At 50.4% G+C, this 19,895-nt stretch carries 23 protein-coding genes; 4 read left to right on the top strand and 19 right to left on the bottom strand.

Annotated features, from left to right (window positions below):
* Positions 1–25: 25 nt before the first annotated feature.
* From BM318_RS04195 to BM318_RS04175, 5 genes are all read right to left on the bottom strand, one after another.
* Positions 26–841 (bottom strand): tryptophan-rich sensory protein, encoded by an 816-nt coding sequence (locus tag BM318_RS04195; protein WP_092980914.1) that lies wholly within the window; start codon positions 839–841, stop codon positions 26–28.
* Entirely contained in the window at positions 838–1,515 is a 678-nt protein-coding gene (gene pdeM / locus BM318_RS04190; protein WP_092980912.1) for a ligase-associated DNA damage response endonuclease PdeM, read from the bottom strand. The genes BM318_RS04195 and pdeM overlap by 4 nt, the downstream gene beginning before the upstream one ends.
* A gap of 75 nt (positions 1,516–1,590) precedes the next feature.
* Positions 1,591–4,074 (bottom strand): ligase-associated DNA damage response DEXH box helicase, encoded by a 2,484-nt coding sequence (locus tag BM318_RS04185; protein ID WP_092980910.1) that lies wholly within the window; start codon positions 4,072–4,074, stop codon positions 1,591–1,593.
* Positions 4,075–4,090: 16 nt separating this feature from the next.
* A complete protein-coding gene (locus BM318_RS04180; RefSeq protein WP_092980908.1) occupies positions 4,091–5,707 on the bottom strand; it encodes an ATP-dependent DNA ligase in 1,617 nt (538 codons plus the stop codon).
* Positions 5,704–6,714, bottom strand: coding sequence for a ligase-associated DNA damage response exonuclease (locus BM318_RS04175; RefSeq protein ID WP_092980906.1), 1,011 nt, complete (start codon positions 6,712–6,714; stop codon positions 5,704–5,706). Before BM318_RS04175 ends, BM318_RS04180 begins: the two co-directional genes overlap by 4 nt.
* Before the next feature lie 127 nt (positions 6,715–6,841).
* On the opposite strand from BM318_RS04175, the gene BM318_RS04170 reads away from it, so the two are divergent.
* Positions 6,842–7,285 carry a TerB family tellurite resistance protein gene (locus BM318_RS04170; RefSeq protein WP_245759732.1) on the top strand — a complete coding sequence of 148 codons (444 nt, stop codon included), beginning with the start codon at positions 6,842–6,844 and terminating at the stop codon, positions 7,283–7,285.
* A 26-nt stretch (positions 7,286–7,311) separates the two neighbouring features.
* On the opposite strand, the gene fbp is transcribed toward BM318_RS04170, so the two are convergent.
* Positions 7,312–8,319 (bottom strand): class 1 fructose-bisphosphatase, encoded by a 1,008-nt coding sequence (fbp, locus tag BM318_RS04165; protein WP_092980905.1) that lies wholly within the window; start codon positions 8,317–8,319, stop codon positions 7,312–7,314.
* A 110-nt stretch (positions 8,320–8,429) separates the two neighbouring features.
* Here fbp and BM318_RS04160 point away from each other — a divergent pair, with 110 nt between their 5' ends.
* Genes BM318_RS04160 through BM318_RS04150 form a run of 3 tightly spaced genes read left to right on the top strand, consistent with a single transcriptional unit; the run spans position 8,430 to position 12,022 of the window.
* On the top strand, positions 8,430–8,918 hold the full coding sequence (locus tag BM318_RS04160) for a GNAT family N-acetyltransferase (RefSeq protein WP_092980904.1): 489 nt from the start codon (positions 8,430–8,432) through the stop codon (positions 8,916–8,918).
* Positions 8,905–10,155 carry an aspartate kinase gene (locus BM318_RS04155; protein ID WP_092980903.1) on the top strand — a complete coding sequence of 417 codons (1,251 nt, stop codon included), beginning with the start codon at positions 8,905–8,907 and terminating at the stop codon, positions 10,153–10,155. Before BM318_RS04160 ends, BM318_RS04155 begins: the two co-directional genes overlap by 14 nt.
* Positions 10,156–10,210: 55 nt before the next feature.
* On the top strand, positions 10,211–12,022 hold the full coding sequence (locus BM318_RS04150) for a GNAT family N-acyltransferase (protein ID WP_092980902.1): 1,812 nt from the start codon (positions 10,211–10,213) through the stop codon (positions 12,020–12,022).
* 29 nt (positions 12,023–12,051) lie between these two features.
* On the opposite strand, the gene BM318_RS04145 is transcribed toward BM318_RS04150, so the two are convergent.
* The 13 genes from BM318_RS04145 to BM318_RS04085 all read right to left on the bottom strand — a co-directional run bounded on the left by BM318_RS04145 (position 12,052) and on the right by BM318_RS04085 (position 19,892).
* Positions 12,052–12,480 (bottom strand): arsenate reductase ArsC, encoded by a 429-nt coding sequence (locus BM318_RS04145; RefSeq protein ID WP_092980900.1) that lies wholly within the window; start codon positions 12,478–12,480, stop codon positions 12,052–12,054.
* Between the two features lie 33 nt (positions 12,481–12,513).
* Positions 12,514–13,005, bottom strand: coding sequence for a GNAT family N-acetyltransferase (locus BM318_RS04140; RefSeq protein ID WP_092980899.1), 492 nt, complete (start codon positions 13,003–13,005; stop codon positions 12,514–12,516).
* 10 nt (positions 13,006–13,015) lie between these two features.
* A complete protein-coding gene (locus BM318_RS04135) occupies positions 13,016–13,519 on the bottom strand; it encodes a DUF6428 family protein (RefSeq protein WP_092980898.1) in 504 nt (167 codons plus the stop codon).
* A gap of 32 nt (positions 13,520–13,551) precedes the next feature.
* Positions 13,552–13,899, bottom strand: coding sequence for an ArsR/SmtB family transcription factor (locus tag BM318_RS04130; RefSeq protein WP_092980896.1), 348 nt, complete (start codon positions 13,897–13,899; stop codon positions 13,552–13,554).
* A 107-nt stretch (positions 13,900–14,006) separates the two neighbouring features.
* Complete coding sequence (locus tag BM318_RS04125) at positions 14,007–14,477, bottom strand: NINE protein (protein ID WP_092980895.1); 471 nt, start codon at positions 14,475–14,477, stop codon at positions 14,007–14,009.
* A 49-nt stretch (positions 14,478–14,526) separates the two neighbouring features.
* The gene (locus BM318_RS04120) at positions 14,527–14,916 is read right to left on the bottom strand and encodes a VOC family protein (RefSeq protein ID WP_092980894.1); all 390 of its coding nucleotides are present in this window, start codon (positions 14,914–14,916) and stop codon (positions 14,527–14,529) included.
* A gap of 8 nt (positions 14,917–14,924) precedes the next feature.
* Positions 14,925–15,380 (bottom strand): DUF1801 domain-containing protein, encoded by a 456-nt coding sequence (locus BM318_RS04115; protein WP_092980892.1) that lies wholly within the window; start codon positions 15,378–15,380, stop codon positions 14,925–14,927.
* Entirely contained in the window at positions 15,370–15,891 is a 522-nt protein-coding gene (locus tag BM318_RS04110; protein ID WP_092980891.1) for a DUF4199 domain-containing protein, read from the bottom strand. Before BM318_RS04110 ends, BM318_RS04115 begins: the two co-directional genes overlap by 11 nt.
* Positions 15,892–15,966: 75 nt before the next feature.
* Positions 15,967–16,377 (bottom strand): response regulator transcription factor, encoded by a 411-nt coding sequence (locus BM318_RS14540; RefSeq protein WP_092980890.1) that lies wholly within the window; start codon positions 16,375–16,377, stop codon positions 15,967–15,969.
* Between the two features lie 45 nt (positions 16,378–16,422).
* A complete protein-coding gene (locus tag BM318_RS04100; protein WP_092980888.1) occupies positions 16,423–17,373 on the bottom strand; it encodes a 2-hydroxyacid dehydrogenase in 951 nt (316 codons plus the stop codon).
* On the bottom strand, positions 17,370–18,722 hold the full coding sequence (gene mgtE, locus BM318_RS04095; protein WP_092980887.1) for a magnesium transporter: 1,353 nt from the start codon (positions 18,720–18,722) through the stop codon (positions 17,370–17,372). The genes BM318_RS04100 and mgtE overlap by 4 nt, the downstream gene beginning before the upstream one ends.
* A complete protein-coding gene (rsmA, locus tag BM318_RS04090; protein ID WP_092980885.1) occupies positions 18,709–19,575 on the bottom strand; it encodes a 16S rRNA (adenine(1518)-N(6)/adenine(1519)-N(6))-dimethyltransferase RsmA in 867 nt (288 codons plus the stop codon). The genes mgtE and rsmA overlap by 14 nt, the downstream gene beginning before the upstream one ends.
* Positions 19,572–19,892 (bottom strand): DUF4286 family protein, encoded by a 321-nt coding sequence (locus tag BM318_RS04085; RefSeq protein WP_092980883.1) that lies wholly within the window; start codon positions 19,890–19,892, stop codon positions 19,572–19,574. Before BM318_RS04085 ends, rsmA begins: the two co-directional genes overlap by 4 nt.
* Between the last annotated feature and the right edge of the window lie 3 nt (positions 19,893–19,895).

Here is a 19,895-nt window from a genome sequence, read left to right as displayed (position 1 = left end):
AATTCTGCGATCTAAGACCAGGCAGCTAGGCCTGACGGTTATTGGAGAGCCGCTGGCGGAGTTTTTCAAAAGGATTGGTCCTCCGGTTTATAAATCCATGTCGCAGGATAAGTAATCCGAGTAAGCCAGCACCAGACCAGGCCACATAGGCGATCACCGGTATCGCTTCGATATGACGAAACCCGATGGCCACCAATGCCCAGACGGCTACTCCGGCAAATTCCCGTAAGTTTCGTTTTTGCACGAGGTAGGCATTCAAAATAGTCACAATAACCAGCATGACTATGGTCCAGGCTGTAGGGTTCAACGGCGCCCCTGTCCACCCTAGAGATTCGAGATAAAGTCCAATATTGACCACGGTGGCCACAGCGACCCACCCGGCATAGAGCGAGATTGGCCACCAGATAAAGGCGATGGTGCCGATAGGGGCATCCCATATTTCCATATCGAATTTTCGGATGAGTTGAAGCAGGGAGATCAACAGGATAAGCATTAACAGCACCGATAGCCCATACATACGCAAGGTAAAGCAGTACACCCAGAGGGCATTACAGGCATTGGCCAGGAAAAACCAGGGGAGGCTTTGGAATAGGAATGCCTGCTCTTTTCCATATTTGATAATCCGGTAAAAGGAATAAATACAGAAGACCAATAAACCCAGGAAAATAGGCCCCCAGATCGCAAAGGCATAGCTTGCCGGGGTAACCAGGTTTGTAAATTCATTGCTGATAGACCCAATGGCAGGAGCTCCCCAAAGCTGTACCTGCGAAGCGTAATTGACAAAAAGGACGATTATTACCGACAGCAAATTAACTACTGCAATAAGCCAGGGGTTTTTCATGAGGGTTGGTTAAGGGATAGTGTCTTTTTCTTTCCGCGTTGCTCAAGGGCAACGAGTTCGTCCCCGGCAAGCACAACAAATCGGTCCCCGGCCTCGGGTGTAATGGTGTGCGAGCCGGTAAAGGCTCCGAAAGAGGGTAATATCAGTTGGTTGGATCGCAAGTAAAAACAGGGAAGGCGCATGCGCTGGCCGCCCCGGCCACCCAGGCGCACCGCAGGGTGAATATGCCCGGCAATGTTGAACTTTTGATCAGTCTCAGCCGGATGGTGGGTTAACCAGAATGGTCCGATGTTCCACTCGGGTAATACCTCCATGCCCAATTCCTCGTAGAGCAAAGGGGACAGAATATCGTGATTTCCTTCCACCAGAATGAGTTTGGCCTTACTACCATAGGTCCAACCCTGAAACAATTCCCATTCCCGGTTTTTGTGGGAGTGGAATAAATCGCCCAGGAAGCATATTGTTGCGGGTTTGAATTGGGCTTCGAGCTTTTCCAACCGCCTGAAATTTTCAAGCAGGGCCAGGCGGGGGACCGCGGCTCCGTACTTTCGGAAATGCATGATTTTGCCGAGATGAAGGTCGCTGATAAGTAACATCCGCTCCTCCTCCCAGTAGGCTGCCCCCCAGGAGTGAAAAGTAAATGTAGCTCCGCTTATCTCGACCGAATACGTCATCTGTTCAAAGGTATAAAAGGTACTGTCTTCCGCGAATTTTAAAGAAACAGTCTTTCCAAAATTTTATAGTGGGGACTATTTACCACCGGTAAGAATTTGGGTCATCCGGCGAATCCGATCGGCCAGTTTTTCATTGGTGAGTTTCTCGCGCAATCGGTCGGTGATAATTGGAAAGGAGAAGGGTGTGGGTCGCCGACAATCCTTCCAAACTACTTCCTGGGTTGCAATGCGTTCCAGGGCTTGGCGCAGCCGGCCTTCCTCGAGCTGGTGTTCGAAGGTTTCTGTGAATGCCTGTTGGAATAACAGGTTGTCGGGCTCGTAGTCCCGGAATACTTCGAAGAGCAATTGGGAGTTACTTTGTAGGTGCTTCATCTTAATTCCTTTTTTGGGATAGCCGGTAAATACCAACCCACTGATTACGGCAATATCCCGGAATTTACGCCGGGCCATCTCCGTCATGTTGAGACTCTTTTGCAAATCTTCGATTAGGTGTTCCGCTGTGAAGAGATTGTTATCCAGCACTTCCTGGATATTCACGGCTTCCTCCGAAAGCAATTCAAACCCGTAATCGTTGTAGGCCAAGGAGAAGGTGGCCTTGCCCAGCAGACTGATTCGGTAGCTCAACAGGCTTGCCATAGCCTCGTGTACAAAGCGGCCCTCAAAGGGATAAAAAATGTGATGGTGTCCGTCCCGGGTCTCGAAGGTCTCTATCAGGAATTGTCCGGGTCCGGGGACAATACTCTCCTCCCGCTGCCGGTCAAAAAGGGGTTGCAGTGCCCGGATTTCTGTGGATTGCTTTTCCGTTTCCAGATTGGCTGTATAGAGCTCATCGCGGAGGATTTTTGACATTTCACTACTCAAGGTGAGTCGCCCGCCCATCCAGCTGGGTGTCTTGCTGCTTTTGGCCTGGGAATTCCGGACCAGGGCCTGCATGCCTTTGACCTGTAAGAACTCCAGGGTACGGCCGGCAAAAGTGAAAACGTCCCCACGGTTGAGCTTGGAGATAAAAGACTCCTCTATGGTGCCAATATACCCTCCTTTTTTGTAGCGCACGGTTATATCGGCATCCCCGACAATGGTACCAATCTGGAAGCGGTGGCGCATCGCGATACCCCGGTTGGTTACCTTAAAGCGACCGTCCTCCAGCACCTCCAGGCGTTTGTATTCGTCGTAGGTGCGCAGGCTTTGGCTCCCCAGGACCAGATGGTTGAGCAGCCAGGCCCATTGTTCTTTGCTCAGGGTCTGGTAACAGAAAGTTTGCCGTACCTCCTGATAAATTTCATCCGGGTGGAAGCCATCCGAAACCGCCAGGGTGGTGAGGTACTGAATCAGCACATCAAAACTATTGAGGTAGGGAATGCGATCTTCGACCGCTTGTTCCCGGACGGCTTCCTGCAACGCAGAAGCTTCGATGAGTTCTATGGCGTGGGTGGGGAGGAAGTAGATCCGGCTTTGTTGTCCGGGTCGGTGGCCACTGCGTCCGGCCCGCTGTAAAAACCGGGCAACGCCTTTAGGTCCCCCGATTTGCACTACGGTTTCGACGGGAGCAAAATCTACCCCGAGATCCAGGCTTGAGGTACAGACTACGGCTTTTAGGCTCTCATTGCGAATGGCTTGTTCTACCCAAAGGCGGGTGTCCTTATCGATACTGCCGTGATGCATGGCTATTTCCCCGGCGTATTCCGGGTGGGTTTCCAGCAAATGGCGGAACCAGATCTCACACTGCCCCCGGGTATTCGTAAAAAGCAAGGTGGTTTTACTCGCTTCGATGATCGGAATCACAGCCTCCGACATGTGGAGGCCCAGATGCCCCCGCCATGGAAATTTTTCCATGGTTTCCGGAAGCAGGCTGCGAACCTGTATGTCTTTCCGGATATCGGCGCGTATCATCACGGACCGATCAAAGGCTTCCGATTCGGGCCCCAGCAATACCTGCCTGGCCTGTTCCAGATTACCAATCGTTGCCGAAATACCCCAGATACGTAAATGTGGGGATACTGTTTTTAAACGAGACAGGGCCAGTTCCATTTGAACTCCCCGTTTGCTGCCCAGGAGCTCGTGCCATTCGTCTACGACAATAGCATAACAGCTCGCAAATTTTTTGGGATAACCACTGCTCGCCAAGAGGAGTTGCAGGCTTTCCGGAGTAGTGATCAAAAGATCGGGCAGTTGTTTCCGCTGCCGTGCGCGCTCCGCATTGGAGGTATCCCCGGTGCGGATCCCTACCTCAAATGGAATCTCCAAATCGGCAATAATCCGTTCGGCGGATTGCTTTATTTCCTGTGACAGGGCTCGTAATGGAGTGATCCATATCGCTTTCAGGCCCGGGGTTTTCTTTGTCCGGTATTCCGGGTTTTGCTGTATATAATGGAGTAGGATGGGAAACCAAAGGGCATAGGTTTTTCCACTACCCGTGGGAGCGTTAAGCAGGCCGTGATATCCATCGAGGAAGGCCTTCCAGGTTTTCTTCTGAAAGGGGAAGGGCAACCAGCCGGCTTTGCGGAACCACATTTCCGCTATTCCCAGAAGGGCCTCGTAAGATCTATTCTCGCTGCTCATGCGTCCGGGATGATTTTTACGTTTCCGGGATCAGTTCAATAACCCCCTGGAGGGTATCGGCTTCCTCCATAGGTTTGTCTTTTCGCCAACGAACAATTCGTGGAAATCTCGTGGCAACGCCGCTTTTATGCCGGGAGGATCTCGCAATTCCCTCAAAGGCAATTTCAAAGACATGCAAAGGAGTTACCGAGCGAACCGGTCCGAACCGTTCCAGGGTATTGCGCTTAATCCAGGCATCTACTTCCCGAAATTCCGCATCGGTTAGCCCGGAATAGGCCTTGGCGAAAGTGACCAGTTCCCTACTGCCATCCTCTTTTTCATCCCAGAGCGCAAAGGTATAATCTGTAAACAGGTTGCTGCGTCTCCCATGACCCCGCATGGCATAGGTAAGTACCGCATCTACGGTAAGCGGATCTACCTTCCATTTCCACCAGTCCCCTTTTTTACGACCAACCCCATACGGGGCATCCTTGCGTTTGAGCATCAGGCCTTCGGAACGCACTTCCCGGGCTTCCTGTCGGGTTGTAGCGGCCTGTGCCCAATCCGAAATATTCATTTGATGGGATAGGTCCAGGGGGATTTCGGGGGAGTCCGCCAGTGGAGCTAATAGTTTTTCAAGGAGTTTCCGCCTCTCGCTATAGGCCCGGTCGCGGATGTCTTCCCCCTGCCATTCCAAGAGGTCATATGCCCTGAGGATTACGGGGATTTTAGCGAGCATGGAGGCGCTCACAGTTTTGCGTCCCAGACGTTTCTGCAGGTCCCTGAAGGATCCGATTTGTCCTTTGGGGAACGGTAGGATTTCCCCATCGAGGACAGTCCCATCGGGAAGGATTTCGGCAAGGCGTTCCAATTCGGGAAAGGTATGGGTGATCAACTCTTCTCCCCGGCTCCAGAGGAACAGGTTCCCTTTGCGTTGTATAAGTTGCGCCCGAATGCCATCCCATTTGTGTTCCATTACCCAGGGTTCTGGATTGCCAAGGTCTGCAGGGTCTCCTTCCAGGCCGTAGGCCAGATAAAAGGGATAGGGGCGGGAAAGCAAATCCGATTCCCGGGTCCTGAGGACCAGATCTTCAAAACTGATCACGGCCGGGTCCCATTGCCCCATAAGCTTGTGCGCCAAAAGGTCTTCCTCCTGACCTGTGGCTTTGGCCAGGGCACGGGTCATTAATTTCTGGCTAATGCCAATCCGAAAGCCCCCGGTCATGAGCTTGGTCAGTACAAAACGCGGGTAATAAGGAAGCTCTGCCCATGCTTCCAGTAAATAGGATTTTTTGCCGGCCTCCTCCATTTTACGGAGACGGATGATATCCTCCAGGTATTCAGTCAGGGATTTATCAGGAACCTCAGGGCTTTTCGGACTCGGGACAATCAGGGCAATTGTCTCTGCCAGGTCTCCCACGATATGATAGCTTTCCTCAAAAAGCCACATGGGGATCCCCGCCAGCTCAGCGGCCCATTCGCGCAGCAATCCTGTATTTACGGGCCGGGGAGGGCGTCGATGCGAAAGTATGGCGATGGTCCAGACTTTATCCCGGTCGGGTGCCGTTTCAAAATAACCGGCCAGGGCCGCGACCTTGGCATTGGTTTTATTCGTGGCATCCAGGGTTCGTATGAGTTCGGCGAAAGCTTTCATTCGACAGTGGATTCTCCGTTTCCTTCCCCTTCGTACTGTGTGGCCTCGGTTCGCGCGTCCAGTCCTTTGACTTCCCTCAAGTAACGGGAGAAAATATCGGAATAGCCGTGAGTGCAAATCACGCATGTGGCCCCGGTGGCATCAATTGCGCTGAGGAGTCCTTCCCAGTCGGAGTGATCACTCAATACAAATCCGCGGTCCACTGCCCGTCTTCTCCGGGCTCCTCTGAAGGTCATCCAACCACTGGCCGCGGCTGTCTCATACGGGACGAGTTTACGCATCCAGGTACTCCCGTGTGCGCTGGGCGGTGCAATGACCAAAGCTCCTTTTAACGCATCGGAGGGGGTTTCCCGGGTAATCCGTCGGGTAGGCGCGAATGCGCCCAACGGGCGCAATACTTCGGTCATGTTCTCGATTGCTCCATGGGTGTAGACCGGCTCGTAATCGGGGCCCAGCCCAGCCAGCAAGCGTTGTGCCTTACCCAGGGAATAGGCAAAGAGCACGGAGGTCTTTCCAACCGCCTGGTTGGTGGCATGCCAGGCCTTAATATCCGAGAGCACTTCCTCCTGTGGTTGCCAGGAAAAGGCAGGTAGCCCGAAGGTGCATTCCGTGATAAAGCTATCGCAGCGAACGGGTTCAAAGGGTTCGCAAAGCCCATCGCTTTCGGTTTTATAATCTCCGGAGAACACCCAGACTTCTCCGCGATACTCGACGCGGACCTGGGAAGATCCAATGATATGCCCGGCCGGATGAAAGCTGAAAACCACCCCATTTCTGCTAAAGGTTTCCCCCCATTCCATCCCCGAAGCGTCTATGGCTCCGAGCCGGTGTCGGATAATCGGCAGGTTGCGGTGATGGGTGATATATTTTTTATGGCCAGCGCGGCTGTGATCTGCATGGCCATGTGAAATCAGTGCGTTTTCTACCGGTTTCCATGGGTCGATGTAAACGTTGGCCCGGGAGCAGTAAATACCTCTATCCGTAAATTCCAGGAGTGGCTTTTTCATAGCCCGGTGAAGTTACGGAATATTCCCATTTTGGCCGTGTCACATCCTGCCAGCCAACTTTGTGACAAGCTTGGCTATAAGACTGCAAAAAGCTATGGGAAAAGCGCAACAAAAGCGGTATCTTTGCATGCAAAATTTGCAACAAATGCCCATTCTGGATCTTTATAATCACTCCGAAAAGCGTCAAAACTTGGCGCACTTCGCTGCTCTGGCGTCACTAGCCGCCATTAACGGGGTAATCAGTTCCCCCGAAAAGGAAATTATTGAGAAGTTTGCCGTAAAGCTGGATATTTCCGAGGCGGAGTTCAAAGAGGTGATGAAAAAGGAAAACAAGTATCCGATTGAGCCGGCCTTTGAGCTTAAGAAGCGCTACAAAAGACTACACGACTTTTTTCAGATCATCTTTTCGGACAACAAAATCGAAGACGATGAAATGGTAATGGTTAAGAAGTACGCCATCGGAATCGGGTTTACTCCGGAAGCTGCTGACAAAGCTATCGCGCGTAGTGTGGCCATATTCTCCGGAAGGATATCTTTTGACGACTATTACAGTCTGATCGAGAAGAAATAAGCCCGACCGCTCCGATTACCAGCTAATCAAGCCTTTCCCTGCATAAAATTTTCAGCCTTATCCACCATCTTGCGACTTCCGCAGAAGAAGGGGACGCGCTGGTGCAATTCTTTCGGCTGGATTTCCAGGATGCGGCGGAATCCATCAGAAGCTTTGCCATTGGCCTGTTCGGCTAAAAAGGCCATGGGGTTGCACTCGTATAGCAGTCTGAGTTTCCCGTCGGAATTGACGCTGCTTTTTGGATAGATATAGATTCCCCCCTTAATCATATTGCGATGAAAATCGGAAACCAGGGAACCGATATAACGTGAGGTATACGGGCGGTCTCCTTCTTCGCGCTGGCAATATTTGATATAGTCCTTTACCCCCTGAGGAAAATGGGTGTAGTTTCCTTCGTTCACCGAATAAATTTTCCCGGTTTCTGGGAATTGCATATTGGGGTGGCTGAGGTAAAAGGTACCGATAGCGGGGTTCAGGGTAAATCCATTAACCCCGTGCCCTGTGGTATACACCAACATGGTTGAAGTTCCGTAGATAATATATCCGGCTGCCACCTGATTAATCCCCGGTTGCAGGAAATCTTCCAGGGTTACCGGGGTACCAATCGGAGTAATGCGCCTGTAAATGGAAAAAATGGTCCCCACCGAAACGTTAACATCGATGTTGGAAGAGCCGTCGAGCGGATCGATCAGGACCACATATTTGTTCTGGTGGTTCTCGTCCTGGGAGTTGATACTGATAAAATCCTCTTCTTCTTCTGAAGCAATCCCACAGACGATTTCCCGGTTGGTTAAGGTCTGTATGAATTTTTCGTTGGCCAGAACATCCAGTTTTTGCTGGCTTTCCCCCTGGACATTGGTTTCCCCTACGCCACCCAGAATATCGATTAAGCCAGCCTTATTGACCTCGTGGTTTACAACCTTCGCGGCAAGACGTATGGCATTGATAAGCTTGGAAAGTTCTCCGGTAGAGTACTGGAATTCGACCTGGTTTTCGATGATGAATTCACCCAGGGTTTTGTTCTTGCGTTGCATTTGGTGTAGGGTCGTTTTGCCCACAAATATCGCTTATTTTGTGAAACCTGTACGGGAGGAAAAGCGAGATAGATTTAATTTTTTTAACTTCGTGTTTTATTTGTAACAATATGTCCATAGTGATAAGACCTGCCCAAAAGTCAGACATGGGCGGGGTACTCCAGTTGATTCAGGAATTAGCAGATTTTGAGCGGGAACCAGATGCCGTTGAGGTGGATCGCGAGACCCTGGAAGCTGACGGTTTTGGCGCTCAGCCTAAGTTCCATTGCTTCGTCGCTGCCCGCGGCGATGAGCTCCTTGGGATGGCGTTGTGCTATCCGCGTTACTCCACCTGGAAAGGTCCGGCCCTGCACCTTGAGGACCTCATTGTTACCGAATCTGCCCGGGGAATTGGCCTGGGTAGTGGACTGCTCACTGAGGTTATTCGGTACGCCCGGGAAAATGGAGCCCGCCGTGTGAGTTGGGAGGTTCTGGACTGGAACGAACCGGCGATCGATTTTTACAAGGCAAGGGGTGCTCGGATATTACGCGATTGGGATGTCGTACAACTGGACGCTGCGGGTATTGATAATTATTTAAAGGAATATGCGGGTATTTAAATTCGGAGGTGCCTCTGTAAAAGATGCCGAAGGAGTGCGCAATTTGCTCCGGGTTTTGGAAATCAGTGGAACGGCACAGACCTTTTTGGTGGTCTCGGCCATGGGCAAGACTACCAATGCCATGGAGGCCGTAGTGAAGGCGTATTTTGAATCTCCCAAAGGGGCCATAACCGCCCTGGCCGATGTAGAAGCCTATCATCGGGAGATCCTTGACGAACTCTTCCCCCAGAAAACACATCCGGTCTATGCCCGGGTGAGCGAACTCCTGGATGAAGTAAAGGGTTTTTTGGCCTGGAATAAGTCGCCCAAACCTTCATTTGTCTATGATCAGGTGGTTGGTTACGGAGAACTTTTGAGCACGACGATCGTAAGCGCTTTTCTGGAATCCGAGGGGATCAGTAATACCTGGCTGGATATCCGGGATTACATAAAAACGGACGCCAACTACCGGGATGGGAATGTCCAGTGGGAAAAGACCCAGCAGGCTATTTCGACCCTGGAAGGATCTAAGGAATTATTTATAACCCAGGGCTTCTTGGGTAGCGATGAGAACAATTTTACGACTACCCTGGGCAGGGAGGGATCGGATTACACCGCTGCCATTATTGCCTATTGTCTCAACGCAGCTTCGGTGACCATCTGGAAGGATGTACCCGGGGTCTTGAATGCCGACCCAAGGTATTTCAAGGAAACGGCACTGCTCAACAGGATTTCATACCGGGAAGCTATTGAACTGGCGTTCTACGGGGCCTCGGTAATCCACCCTAAAACCCTTCAACCTCTGCAACGCAAGGAAATTCCACTTAATGTAAAGTCCTTTCTCAATCCGGAAGCCGCAGGAACCACAGTAGGCAAGGGTAAGGGGATCGAACCCAAAGTGCCTTGCTTTATCCTCAAGAAAGACCAGGTGCTGATGAAGCTGTCTTCCCTTGATTTCTCTTTCATAGTCGAGGACAATATCAGCGAGTTATTCAAACTCCTGGCCGACCATCGCATGAAGGTAGATTTGATTCAGAATTCGGCCATTAGTTTTTCGGTTTGTGTCGATAATCGCTTTGGAAAACTGGAAGGCCTATTAGATACACTCCGGGGTAAGTTCAAAGTTGTGCACCACGAAGGGGTAAGCCTCTACACCATTCGGCATTTTGATTCTCCTGCCATTGAGTCATTGCGCAACGGTCGGGAAGTCCTCTTGGAACAGCGCAGTGCCGAAACGGTGCAACTCGTGGTAAAATAAGTCCCGAGCAGCCCGGGTCATTTTTTTATCTTTACTTTCAAGAGAGCAGCTAACTATGAGTTTAGTAAATGCCAAGGAAGTAGCCAGGGCGATTCGGCTGGATCGTTATGGCCCGCTCGGTACCCTTATGGGGTGGATATTGATGCGCCTGACCCGGATCAGTTCTATCAACCGATTCTATCGCAGGCACAAACACCTTGAGGGTCCTGAATTCCTGGAGGAAATTCTGAGTCACTACGAAATCGACTTTGAAATTCCGGAGGAAGATCTCAAACGACTTCCCAAAGACGGTTCCTACATAACTATTAGCAATCACCCACTGGGGGGAATCGACGGGGTATTACTCTTGAAGTTAATGTTGGGTCACCGACCGGATTATAAAATAGTTGCGAACTTCCTACTACAACGAATAGAACCGCTGAGCCCCTACATCATGCCGGTAAATCCTTTCGAAAACCACAAGGATGTGAAGAGTTCCGTTGCCGGGTTCAAAAGGGCAATTGAACACTTAAGAGAGGGCCATCCGCTGGGGCTGTTCCCGGCAGGGGAGGTGTCTACCTATAAGGAAGACCAGCAGTTTGTAGATAAGCCCTGGGAGCCTTCGGCGCTCAAATTAATCCGAAGAGCTGAGGTACCCGTTGTTCCCATTTATTTTCACGCCAGAAACAGCCGGCTGTTTTATGCGCTTAGCCGGATGAACGATGTTTTCCGTACAGCCAAATTACCTTCCGAGCTCACCACCCAACGAAACCGGCCCATTAAGGTGCGAATCGGGCACCCTATTTCGGTAGCTGCACAAAAAGAACACGAGGATTTTGATGAGTTTGCAGATTTGTTGCGGCGCAAGACTTATCTCCTGTCCAACCCTTATGAAAAAGAACGGCTGATCGATCAGATCCCTGGGACGCTGAAAATTCCGAAGCCTCCTAAGCGCATCGCTTCAGCAGTCCGTTCTGAGGTAATCCAGGGCGAAATTGATAAGCTTCGCGAAAAGGATTGCCGCTTGTTGCAAAGTCGCAATTACGAAGTATTTCTGGCCCAAAAGCAGGACATGCCTTTTATCCTGCAGGAAATCGGCCGGCAACGAGAGGTCACCTTTCGGGCTATAGGGGAGGGGACCAATAAATCCATAGACCTGGATCGCTTCGATGATTATTACCACCACCTGTTTCTCTGGGACGATAAAGACAAGCAAATTGTGGGCGCCTACCGTATGGGAATGGGTGGACTCATTTTCCCGGAGCATGGCATCGATGGGTTTTACCTGCAGGATCTCTTCCGCTTTGAACCGGAATTATATGGGATGATGGAACAGTCCATAGAAATGGGCAGGGCGTATATCGTTGCCGAATACCAACAGAAACCCATGCCGCTTTTCCTCTTGTGGAAGGGAATTGTGCATACAACCCTGAGATTCCCCCAGCACAAATACCTTATTGGCGGAGTGAGTATCAGCAATCAATTCTCGAGCTTCTCCAAATCCCTGATGATCGAGTTCATGAAGTCCCATTACTGGGATCCCTACGTAGCCCAGTACATCCGCCCGAAAAAAGAATTCAAAGTAAAGCTGAAGGACGCCGACAAAGAATTTGTCTTTGATGAGACCGAGGCCGACCTCAATAAGTTTGATCGCCTGATTGAAGAGGTAGAACCGGGAAGCCTCCGGTTGCCGGTGCTGATCAAGAAATACATTAAGCAGAATGCCAAGGTGGTCGCTTTTAATGTGGATCCCCTTTTCAATAATTCGGTAGACGGCCTGATGTATATCAAGATTGCGGATTTACCGGAGGATACGGTTCGTCCGGTAATGGAAGAATTCCAGGCAGAACTGGAACAAAAACTACTGGAATCCGGCCAGGGGAATTAAAAAAGATCTGAAACTGCTGAACCCGTGGCTCAGGCAAGCACGCCTTCCGATTCCAAAAATTCCTGCACGTATGTCCTAATCTGGTTCCGTGCTTTTTCGAAAGCCTCGTGTTTTTCTTCAGAACTGCCCTGGACCTTGGAGGGATCCATGAAATTATGATGCATCCGCATCGCATTGGGAGCCGGGATAAACGGACAATTTTCATAGGCGTGATCACACACGGTCAATATATAATCCCAGGCGACGCCTTCGTATTCGTCCACATGGTTGGAAGTATGGCTTGTAATGTCGATCCCGTCTTCCTGCATGATTGCAACCGCCCCCGGATTTAATCCGTGGGTTTCGATCCCTGCACTGTATACGTTCAGGCTACCCGGTTGTTGCAGGGCGTTGAGGTACCCATGGGCCATCTGACTCCTACAGGAGTTCCCGGTGCAGAGTACAAGCATGTTTTTCATAGTCTTATCTGATTTTGGTTTGCAGGGGGATTTTTAATCCACACCCACGATTTCACTTCTTCTTTCGTAGAGTACGTTGTCTTTCCAAATGCCATCCCTTCGGGCGATTCGCTTGCGAATCCCGAGGAATCGGAACCCGCATTTTTCATGCAGGCGAATACTGGGGGTATTTTCCGGAAATATACCCGATTGCAGGGTCCAGATGCCTTCTCGCTCACTATCGGCGATTAGCTGTTGCATTAGTTTTAGTCCCACTCCCATCCCCCTGGAACGGGCAGAGACATAAACACTAACCTCGGCTACCCCGCCATACACGCAACGCCCGGATACCGGGGATAGTGCGGCCCATCCCTGGAGGGTTTCCCCCGAAGTTGCGACAAGCCTGCCGTAGGGCAAATGCCCCTGGTCCCAGGAGGTGTACTCCGGGACAGCAGTCTCAAAGGTCGCTATCCCGGTAGCAATGCCTTCGGCATAGATTCGGGCCACCTCTGGCCAATCATCGGCGTGCATCTTACGGATGGTCATTGTCCCGGATTTAGCAACAGCCGCTGCCGGGTGCACAGGCAGACGCAGCCACTTCTTCCTTAACGGCTTGGGTAGTTGAGGTAGCGGGACCACAGAGTTCCTGCGCCTTACATTGGGTTGTATCGGTTCCGAGCTTGAGCAGCAACCGGTCTGGCTGGATTTCATATCCCATTACCGGGAGTTGGCTGGTGTGGAATTCCGGGTTTCCGTACTCGAATTTTAACGGACGTTCCTTGAGAAGCGGCTGTACGGCTCCAACCCGGCCCAGGATGGCCAAGGCCTTACGCGTACTTAGGGATTTGCGGGTTTCCTCAGCTTGCTCCGGTTCCCAAAGTTGGATAACCGTTTCGCGCCAGGAATCCTGCCGGCCTCCGCAATCTGTAGCCTCGATGTGTACGTTTTTAACTTCGGTAATGTGATAATCGGCACGTACTTGTTTCCCATGAGCGTACTCAAATCGCAGTTCGGCTTCGGGATTCGCTTCGAGTAGGTTTAGAAATTCAGAAATATTCATATTGGTGATTTTATAGATTGATCTAAGTGTTATTATTCGCTAGTGGTCTGGACAGGGGCACAACATTGCTGCCCGATATTCTGGAAAAAAGAACCAAATAACTCCTGCAATTCATTCCAACGTTCGCTATCGATACAATAGCAGAGGTTCTTGCCCTGGAAATTCCCGCGCAACAAGCCTATTTTTTTGATAGCGCTGAGATGCTGGCTTATGGTAGCCTGGGCCAGCCCGGTCTCAGCCACCAGATCATTACAGATGCATTCCTCCTGACGACTGATATACTGAAGGATAGCAACCCGAGCCGGATGCGCCAGTACTTTGGCTACCTCGGCCAGTTCGTTCTGGCGGTCATTGAAAAGTTGTGTTTTGGAAACGCCCATAGTTTATTATATATCGCAATATTACGATAATAACAATAAATATAAAAGCCAGAACGGTATATTCTGGCTTTTTCAGGCAATTTAATTGACCAATAATCAGGTATTATTCAGAACCAGGGCTTCCGTCCCGCCTGATAGGTGTTGTAAAACTCCTCGTCGGATTTAGTGAGATAGATGACTCCTTCGATAAGCGCGACTAAGCCAACGGCCCAGACCAGGAATACACCTATTCCAATACAGGTTAAGACAAATCCGATTACGGATAGTACCAACATAATTATCCCTTCCTTCTGATATCCCAGGACAAACTTATGCACCCCGGCCCAACCCAGAAGGATTGCCAGGATTCCTGCGAGTATCTTTTTATTCTCGCCACTACTGGCGCTTTTGAAGCCCTCTGTAAACTCCTCAGCAGTTTTCTTGGCTTCTTCACGGAAATCCTTAGTGCTCTCCTCGAATTTCTCTCCGGCTTCTTTAGCCTTTTCCTTGGCTTTATCGAATGTTTCTTCTGCCTTTTCTTTGGCTTTGTCAAAGGCGTCTTCCGCCTTATCGCCCATATCTTTTTTCTCGTCTGACATAATTGTCTAGCTTTTGGTTGATTGAGCCTTCAAATTAGCAAATTCCGGGCTATTCCTGAAATGCAGAATCTATGGGTTCCCAGAGTTCAATTTTATTGCCTTCAGGATCCATGATCCAGCCAAATTTCCCATAGCTGAATTCCTGCATCTCCCCGACGATTTCAACACCTTCCGCTTTGAGGGCTTTGAGGAGTTCCACCAGGTTTTCTACCCGGAAATTCATCATAAAAGGTTTGGTGCTCGGTTGGTAATAATCCGTGGACGCTGCCATGGGGCTCCATTGGGTGGAGCAATCGTTCCCTTCGGCATCCTTCCACCAGAACGTCCAGCCATACTGATCCGTCGGGATTCCCAAATGAGTTTTATACCAGCTCTTGATCTGATCCGGGTCTTTCGCCTTAAAGAAGAAACCACCCAAACCGGTTACGCGTTTATCCATGTCTTGTTTTATTTTTTTATTTCGCTTTCATAGCGTGCAATCCAATCCTGAGGGGTCATCTTTGACGCTAACTCCCCGATTAGTTGAAATGGGATTTTATCCATTTTCTTAAATCGTATACAACTCTTACCCATATCGAGCTTACCGATACTGAGTTCGGCATAGCTATTCTGAAACCACTTCAGAAGTTCAGGATCAGAATAAATGCCCATATGATACAGGCCTATAAAATTCTTCTGTGATGCCAGATTTATAAAGGGCAGGGGGAGGGAAGGGTCACAATGGTATCCATCGGGGTAGATTTCGTGGGGAACAACAAAACCCAGCATCCCATAACTCATGCGTTCTTCAAATCCCTTGGGTAAATTATCCAGCAATACCTGTCTAATCTCTCCTATAACTGCCTGCCGGTCCTCCGGCAAGGCCGATAGATATTCCTTGGGGGATGTCGCATCAGATCTCATCGCTTGCTTTTCTTTTCAGGATTAAGGTGGAAATCAAGGTAATTACTATTCCGATTAGGAATACGGTAAAGGTCATCAGCGCAAAACTTATGAACGGATTGGAGAATAATTCCTTTTCAGCCTCCATTGCTGCCTTTCTCATCTCAAATTCCTCGGCCGGAAGGCTCGCCTGCAAGTCGGCCAGGACCGCCTGGTAATAGTTCTCCATGAAGTCGGGCTCCAACCACAGCACATAGGCCAGGTCCAGCAAGCCAAAACACAGGGCGGTGATCAGGCTAATACCCAGGCCAATTTTAATCCCACTGGCCATACTCAGGGTACCGCTGTTTACCTGATCGCGATAGTGCCGTATTCCGAAGAATACAAAAATCAGGGCCAGGATCATCGAGGCATAACCTGCAATTTCCTGTGCGTCAAAATCCAAATCTGGCATTAAATACCAGGAGGCTAAAAACAGGACACAGATAAAGATGCCCCCGTAAAGCCCGTAGCGAAAGATTGTTTTTTTCATCGTTGTATTGGTTTAGGTTGCCAAACTAGGAATGCAGCTCGGATCGGGACTCATACTAAAGTACCAAATTTGGTTTTACCCGGGAATCAGGTTCAGATTCCTGGCTTTGGTCATGAGCTGTGTACGCCGGCGAACGTCGAGTTTGACCAGCAAGTTGGAGACATGGGTTTTGACCGTACTTTCGGAGATGAACAAGGTCGTGGCAATTTCCTGGTTCGATTGGCCCTTACATACCTGGAGCAAGACCTCATATTCCCGGGTAGAAAGGCCGAGTTGCTCGATTTTCCGGGAATCGGGTTCGGTGGTTTCTGTTTTGCTTTTCCGACCTCTGGACAGGAAGATGCCCAACAGAAGAAAGACCAGGGCAATCCCGGCCAGGGTAAGGTCCCAGGAATTACCTCCCAGCAAGTAAGTCGCCCTGCTGATCCGGAATAGGATGAGCAGGCAGAGGATTAGTACCGAGTATATCAGGATCGTGCGCCACATTGCGAAATGAAACCCAAAGCGTAACTACCCTGGATTCAATTTTTTTTAAGGGTTATAATGCTGTTGTATCTTATCCACGATAGTTTGTGCCAGCTTCTCTTTACTCTCCTGGGTCCACCCGGCAATGTGCGGGCTGAGCAAGACATTGGGAGCTTCGATCAGGTATTTAAAAGCGTCGGGAAGTTCGGCTGCAAACAAGGATTCGAAGGAGGTCTTTTCATACTCCAGTACATCCAGGCCGGCACCCCGGATTTTCCCCGATTTCAGGCCTTCGACCAGGTCTTCGGTGCGGACGCATTTTCCCCGCGCCGTATTGATCAGCCAAAAGGGATGCTGGAAGGCATCGATGAATTCGGCGTTAACCATCCCGGTGGTAAGCGGGGTTTGGGGGACATGCAGGCTTACTACTTCACAGCGCTGTTGGAATTCCATGATACCGACTTGCCGCGCATCCTCGTCTCCAACTCCACCCTGTATATCATAACAGAGGACCTCGACATCGAATCCACGGAGTTTACGAGCAAAGGCCTTACCCATATTCCCATATCCGATTATCCCGACGGTGCGTCCGTCCAGTTCCCAGCCGCGGTTGGCTTCCCGCTGCCAAAGCCCACGGCGCACTTCCTGGTCCGAGCTGTGTAATTTGTTCATCAGGGATAGCAACATCCCCAAACTGTGTTCCCCTACGGCATTGCGGTTTCCTTCGGGAGCCGCAGCGAGGAAAATCCCCTTTTCCCGGGCGAAATCCAGATCTATATTTTCCAGGCCTGCACCCACACGGCCAATAAATTCCAATTTTTTTGCAGCTTCCAGGAATTCCCGGTCTACCGGGGTCCGGCTTCGGATAATAAGGCCGTGATAATTACCGATTATCCCAAGGATATCCTCCCGGGTCCCGGTATATCTTTCCTCGTTTTGAAACCCCAATTCCTGCAGACCACTAAGTAGCAGGGGATGGTTTTCGTCCAGGTGGAGTACGCGTTTGGTTTCGCTCATATCCCGAGGATAATTTTGGCGATCCAGAAGTAAATGAGGATCCCGAAGATATCGTTGCTCGTTGTAATGAAAGGCCCCGTGGCTATGGCTGGGTCAATGCCGCGCTGATGCAGGAATAGCGGAATAAAGGTTCCGATGATGCCGGCGACCACGATTACGACGATCAGGGAAATGGAAATGGCCAGGGCAGTGGCAAAACTTCCTTGCCAGGCCCAGGTGAAAATCAGGAGTACGGCTGCGAGGATAATCCCATTGAGGGTAGCCAGCAGCATTTCTTTCCCCAGCCGGTTGGCGATACTTCCCTTAAGGTCGTTGTTCGCCAGCCCCTGGACAATGATAGCACTGGATTGCACCCCTACGTTTCCGGCCATAGCGGCAATCAGCGGGGTAAAGAAAAAGAGAATTGCGTGTTGGGAGATCAGCGCCTCAAAGCCACCCATAATGGCTGCGGCACCTACGCCTCCAATAAGACCTAAAAACAACCAGGGCAGTCGCGCCCGGGTGAGTTCCCAAATGCTATCGTCTGCTTCGACATCCTGAGAGATACCCGCCGCCATCTGGTAATCCTTGTCGGCTTCCTCCCGGATAACGTCCACAATATCATCGATGGTGATACGCCCCACCAGGCGTCCCAATTCGTCTACAACCGGAATGGCCTCCAAGTCGTACTTGGACATAATTTTGGCTACCTCTTCCGGTTTTTCATTGACATTAACTGAATCTACTTTCGGGATATAGACCTCGCGAATGGCTGCCCGGGTAGAAGCGGTCAATAAATCCTTAAGCGACAAACGTCCTTTGAGCATGCCGGAATCGTCTACCACGTAAATGGAATGGACGCGGGTTACATTTTCGGCCTGGGCGCGCATCTCCTTGACGCAGCGGGTCACCGACCAATTCTCATTGACCTGTACCAACTCCTTTGCCATAAGCCCCCCGGCAGAATTCTCGTCATAGCGCAACAGGTCAACGATGTCACGGGCGTGTTCCCGGTCGTCGATCTCAGAGATTACTTCCTGGACGATTTCCTTAGGCAGCTCTCCGATAATGTCGGCAGCGTCGTCGGTGTCCAGTTCCGCAATTTCTTCTGCGATCTCGCGCGAGCTGAGGTTTCCTAAAATGGCTTCCCGGACATCTTCGTCCAGTTCGGTAAGTACATCGGAGGTTTTTTCGCTGTCGAGCAGCTTAATCAGGTAGGTAGCCTCATCCTCATTGAGCTCATTGATGATCTCTGCGATATCTGCGTAGTGCAGCTCCTCGGTAAGATCCATCAAGTTCTTATCCTGCTGGCCTTCGATCAGTGTTTCAATCTGCTGGACCAGCTCTTCGGTGAGCTTAAAGGGTGTCATTGGCGATACTCTTTGTAAGCGCGATAAAGTCCGAAACTGTCAGCTGTTCCGGGCGCCTGTCAAATATAGTATCTTCTTTGAGATTATCGGAAAGCCCCAAACTTTTGAGGCTGTTGCGTAAGGTTTTTCGTCTTTGGTTAAAAGCCGTTTTGACCACTCGTTTTAGATCAGCATAGGCCCAGTCGATGGTTTCTACCGGCAATCGGGTCAATCGAATAACCCCGGAATCTACTTTCGGGGGTGGGGAAAAGACGTCGGGAGGAACGGTAAAAAGATATTCGGCCTGGTAATAAGCCTGAGCAAGGACCGAAAGGATGCCGTAGGCTTTGGATCCCGGATCGGCGCAAATTCGCTCGGCTACTTCTTTTTGAAACATGCCGCTGAATTCGGGGATACGCTCGCGGTGTTCAATGACCTTGAATACGATCTGAGAGGAAATATTATAGGGGAAGTTCCCGGTAATTGCAAAGGGTTGTTCGGGAAATAAACTGCTTAGGTCCATTTTCAGGAAATCCCCGCGAATCAATTCAAAGATGCCGGGCAGGTCCTGGTCCAGGGATAATTCCTCCCGGAAAGGGCCCTCCAGGAAATCCGCTGATTCCGTATCAATCTCAGCGCCGTATAAATGAATGGGGCGTTGGAGCAAGAAACGGGTGAGTACCCCGGTTCCCGGGCCAATTTCGAGAACGTGATCATAGCCTTTCAGGCTTAAAGTAGCAGCGATTCGCTGTGCTGTGGGTAAATCCTTCAGGAAATGCTGACCCAGGTGCTTTTTGGCTGTAACGCCCTGATCGGAACCCGATTTATGGGATTTGTGTGGTCCGTATTTACGCTTTTTGCGGGAGTTTTTCATTCCGACTCGGTCTGTCCCAGGACTTCCAGTTCCGTCCGGAACGCGAGCATTTCCTCCCCGAAAAGGGTTACCCCCTTCTGGCGCATTTTTTCTGCATCCTCGGCATAGTAACGTTCCAGATCTTCCTGGGTTGCCGCAGTGTACTGAACGGCATAAGTGGTCCCCCCTGTTGGCTCCTCAGCACGAACCTTGCAAAGACGGGCTCCGATAAATTTCCCGGTAGCCAGCATTTCAGGGATATGGGTTTTTGCCATCCAGGGTAACCAGGCCTGGTGGATCTTATCAGAAACATTTATCGTGACGTTGTAAATGATCATATC

Source organism: Robiginitalea myxolifaciens (assembly GCF_900115205.1).
Lineage (GTDB): Bacteria > Bacteroidota > Bacteroidia > Flavobacteriales > Flavobacteriaceae > Robiginitalea > Robiginitalea myxolifaciens.
This window is presented reverse-complemented; position numbering and strand designations above follow the sequence as displayed.

Coding starts and splice junctions, on each gene's coding strand:
- BM318_RS04195 (WP_092980914.1), bottom strand. CDS start 841: ATGAAAAACCCCTGGCTTATTGCAGTAGTTAATTTGCTGTCGGTAATA.
- pdeM (WP_092980912.1), bottom strand. CDS start 1,515: ATGACGTATTCGGTCGAGATAAGCGGAGCTACATTTACTTTTCACTCC.
- BM318_RS04185 (WP_092980910.1), bottom strand. CDS start 4,074: ATGAGCAGCGAGAATAGATCTTACGAGGCCCTTCTGGGAATAGCGGAA.
- BM318_RS04180 (WP_092980908.1), bottom strand. CDS start 5,707: ATGAAAGCTTTCGCCGAACTCATACGAACCCTGGATGCCACGAATAAA.
- BM318_RS04175 (WP_092980906.1), bottom strand. CDS start 6,714: ATGAAAAAGCCACTCCTGGAATTTACGGATAGAGGTATTTACTGCTCC.
- BM318_RS04170 (WP_245759732.1), top strand. CDS start 6,842: ATGCAAAATTTGCAACAAATGCCCATTCTGGATCTTTATAATCACTCC.
- fbp (WP_092980905.1), bottom strand. CDS start 8,319: ATGCAACGCAAGAACAAAACCCTGGGTGAATTCATCATCGAAAACCAG.
- BM318_RS04160 (WP_092980904.1), top strand. CDS start 8,430: ATGTCCATAGTGATAAGACCTGCCCAAAAGTCAGACATGGGCGGGGTA.
- BM318_RS04155 (WP_092980903.1), top strand. CDS start 8,905: ATGCGGGTATTTAAATTCGGAGGTGCCTCTGTAAAAGATGCCGAAGGA.
- BM318_RS04150 (WP_092980902.1), top strand. CDS start 10,211: ATGAGTTTAGTAAATGCCAAGGAAGTAGCCAGGGCGATTCGGCTGGAT.
- BM318_RS04145 (WP_092980900.1), bottom strand. CDS start 12,480: ATGAAAAACATGCTTGTACTCTGCACCGGGAACTCCTGTAGGAGTCAG.
- BM318_RS04140 (WP_092980899.1), bottom strand. CDS start 13,005: ATGACCATCCGTAAGATGCACGCCGATGATTGGCCAGAGGTGGCCCGA.
- BM318_RS04135 (WP_092980898.1), bottom strand. CDS start 13,519: ATGAATATTTCTGAATTTCTAAACCTACTCGAAGCGAATCCCGAAGCC.
- BM318_RS04130 (WP_092980896.1), bottom strand. CDS start 13,899: ATGGGCGTTTCCAAAACACAACTTTTCAATGACCGCCAGAACGAACTG.
- BM318_RS04125 (WP_092980895.1), bottom strand. CDS start 14,477: ATGTCAGACGAGAAAAAAGATATGGGCGATAAGGCGGAAGACGCCTTT.
- BM318_RS04120 (WP_092980894.1), bottom strand. CDS start 14,916: ATGGATAAACGCGTAACCGGTTTGGGTGGTTTCTTCTTTAAGGCGAAA.
- BM318_RS04115 (WP_092980892.1), bottom strand. CDS start 15,380: ATGAGATCTGATGCGACATCCCCCAAGGAATATCTATCGGCCTTGCCG.
- BM318_RS04110 (WP_092980891.1), bottom strand. CDS start 15,891: ATGAAAAAAACAATCTTTCGCTACGGGCTTTACGGGGGCATCTTTATC.
- BM318_RS14540 (WP_092980890.1), bottom strand. CDS start 16,377: ATGTGGCGCACGATCCTGATATACTCGGTACTAATCCTCTGCCTGCTC.
- BM318_RS04100 (WP_092980888.1), bottom strand. CDS start 17,373: ATGAGCGAAACCAAACGCGTACTCCACCTGGACGAAAACCATCCCCTG.
- mgtE (WP_092980887.1), bottom strand. CDS start 18,722: ATGACACCCTTTAAGCTCACCGAAGAGCTGGTCCAGCAGATTGAAACA.
- rsmA (WP_092980885.1), bottom strand. CDS start 19,575: ATGAAAAACTCCCGCAAAAAGCGTAAATACGGACCACACAAATCCCAT.
- BM318_RS04085 (WP_092980883.1), bottom strand. CDS start 19,892: ATGATCATTTACAACGTCACGATAAATGTTTCTGATAAGATCCACCAG.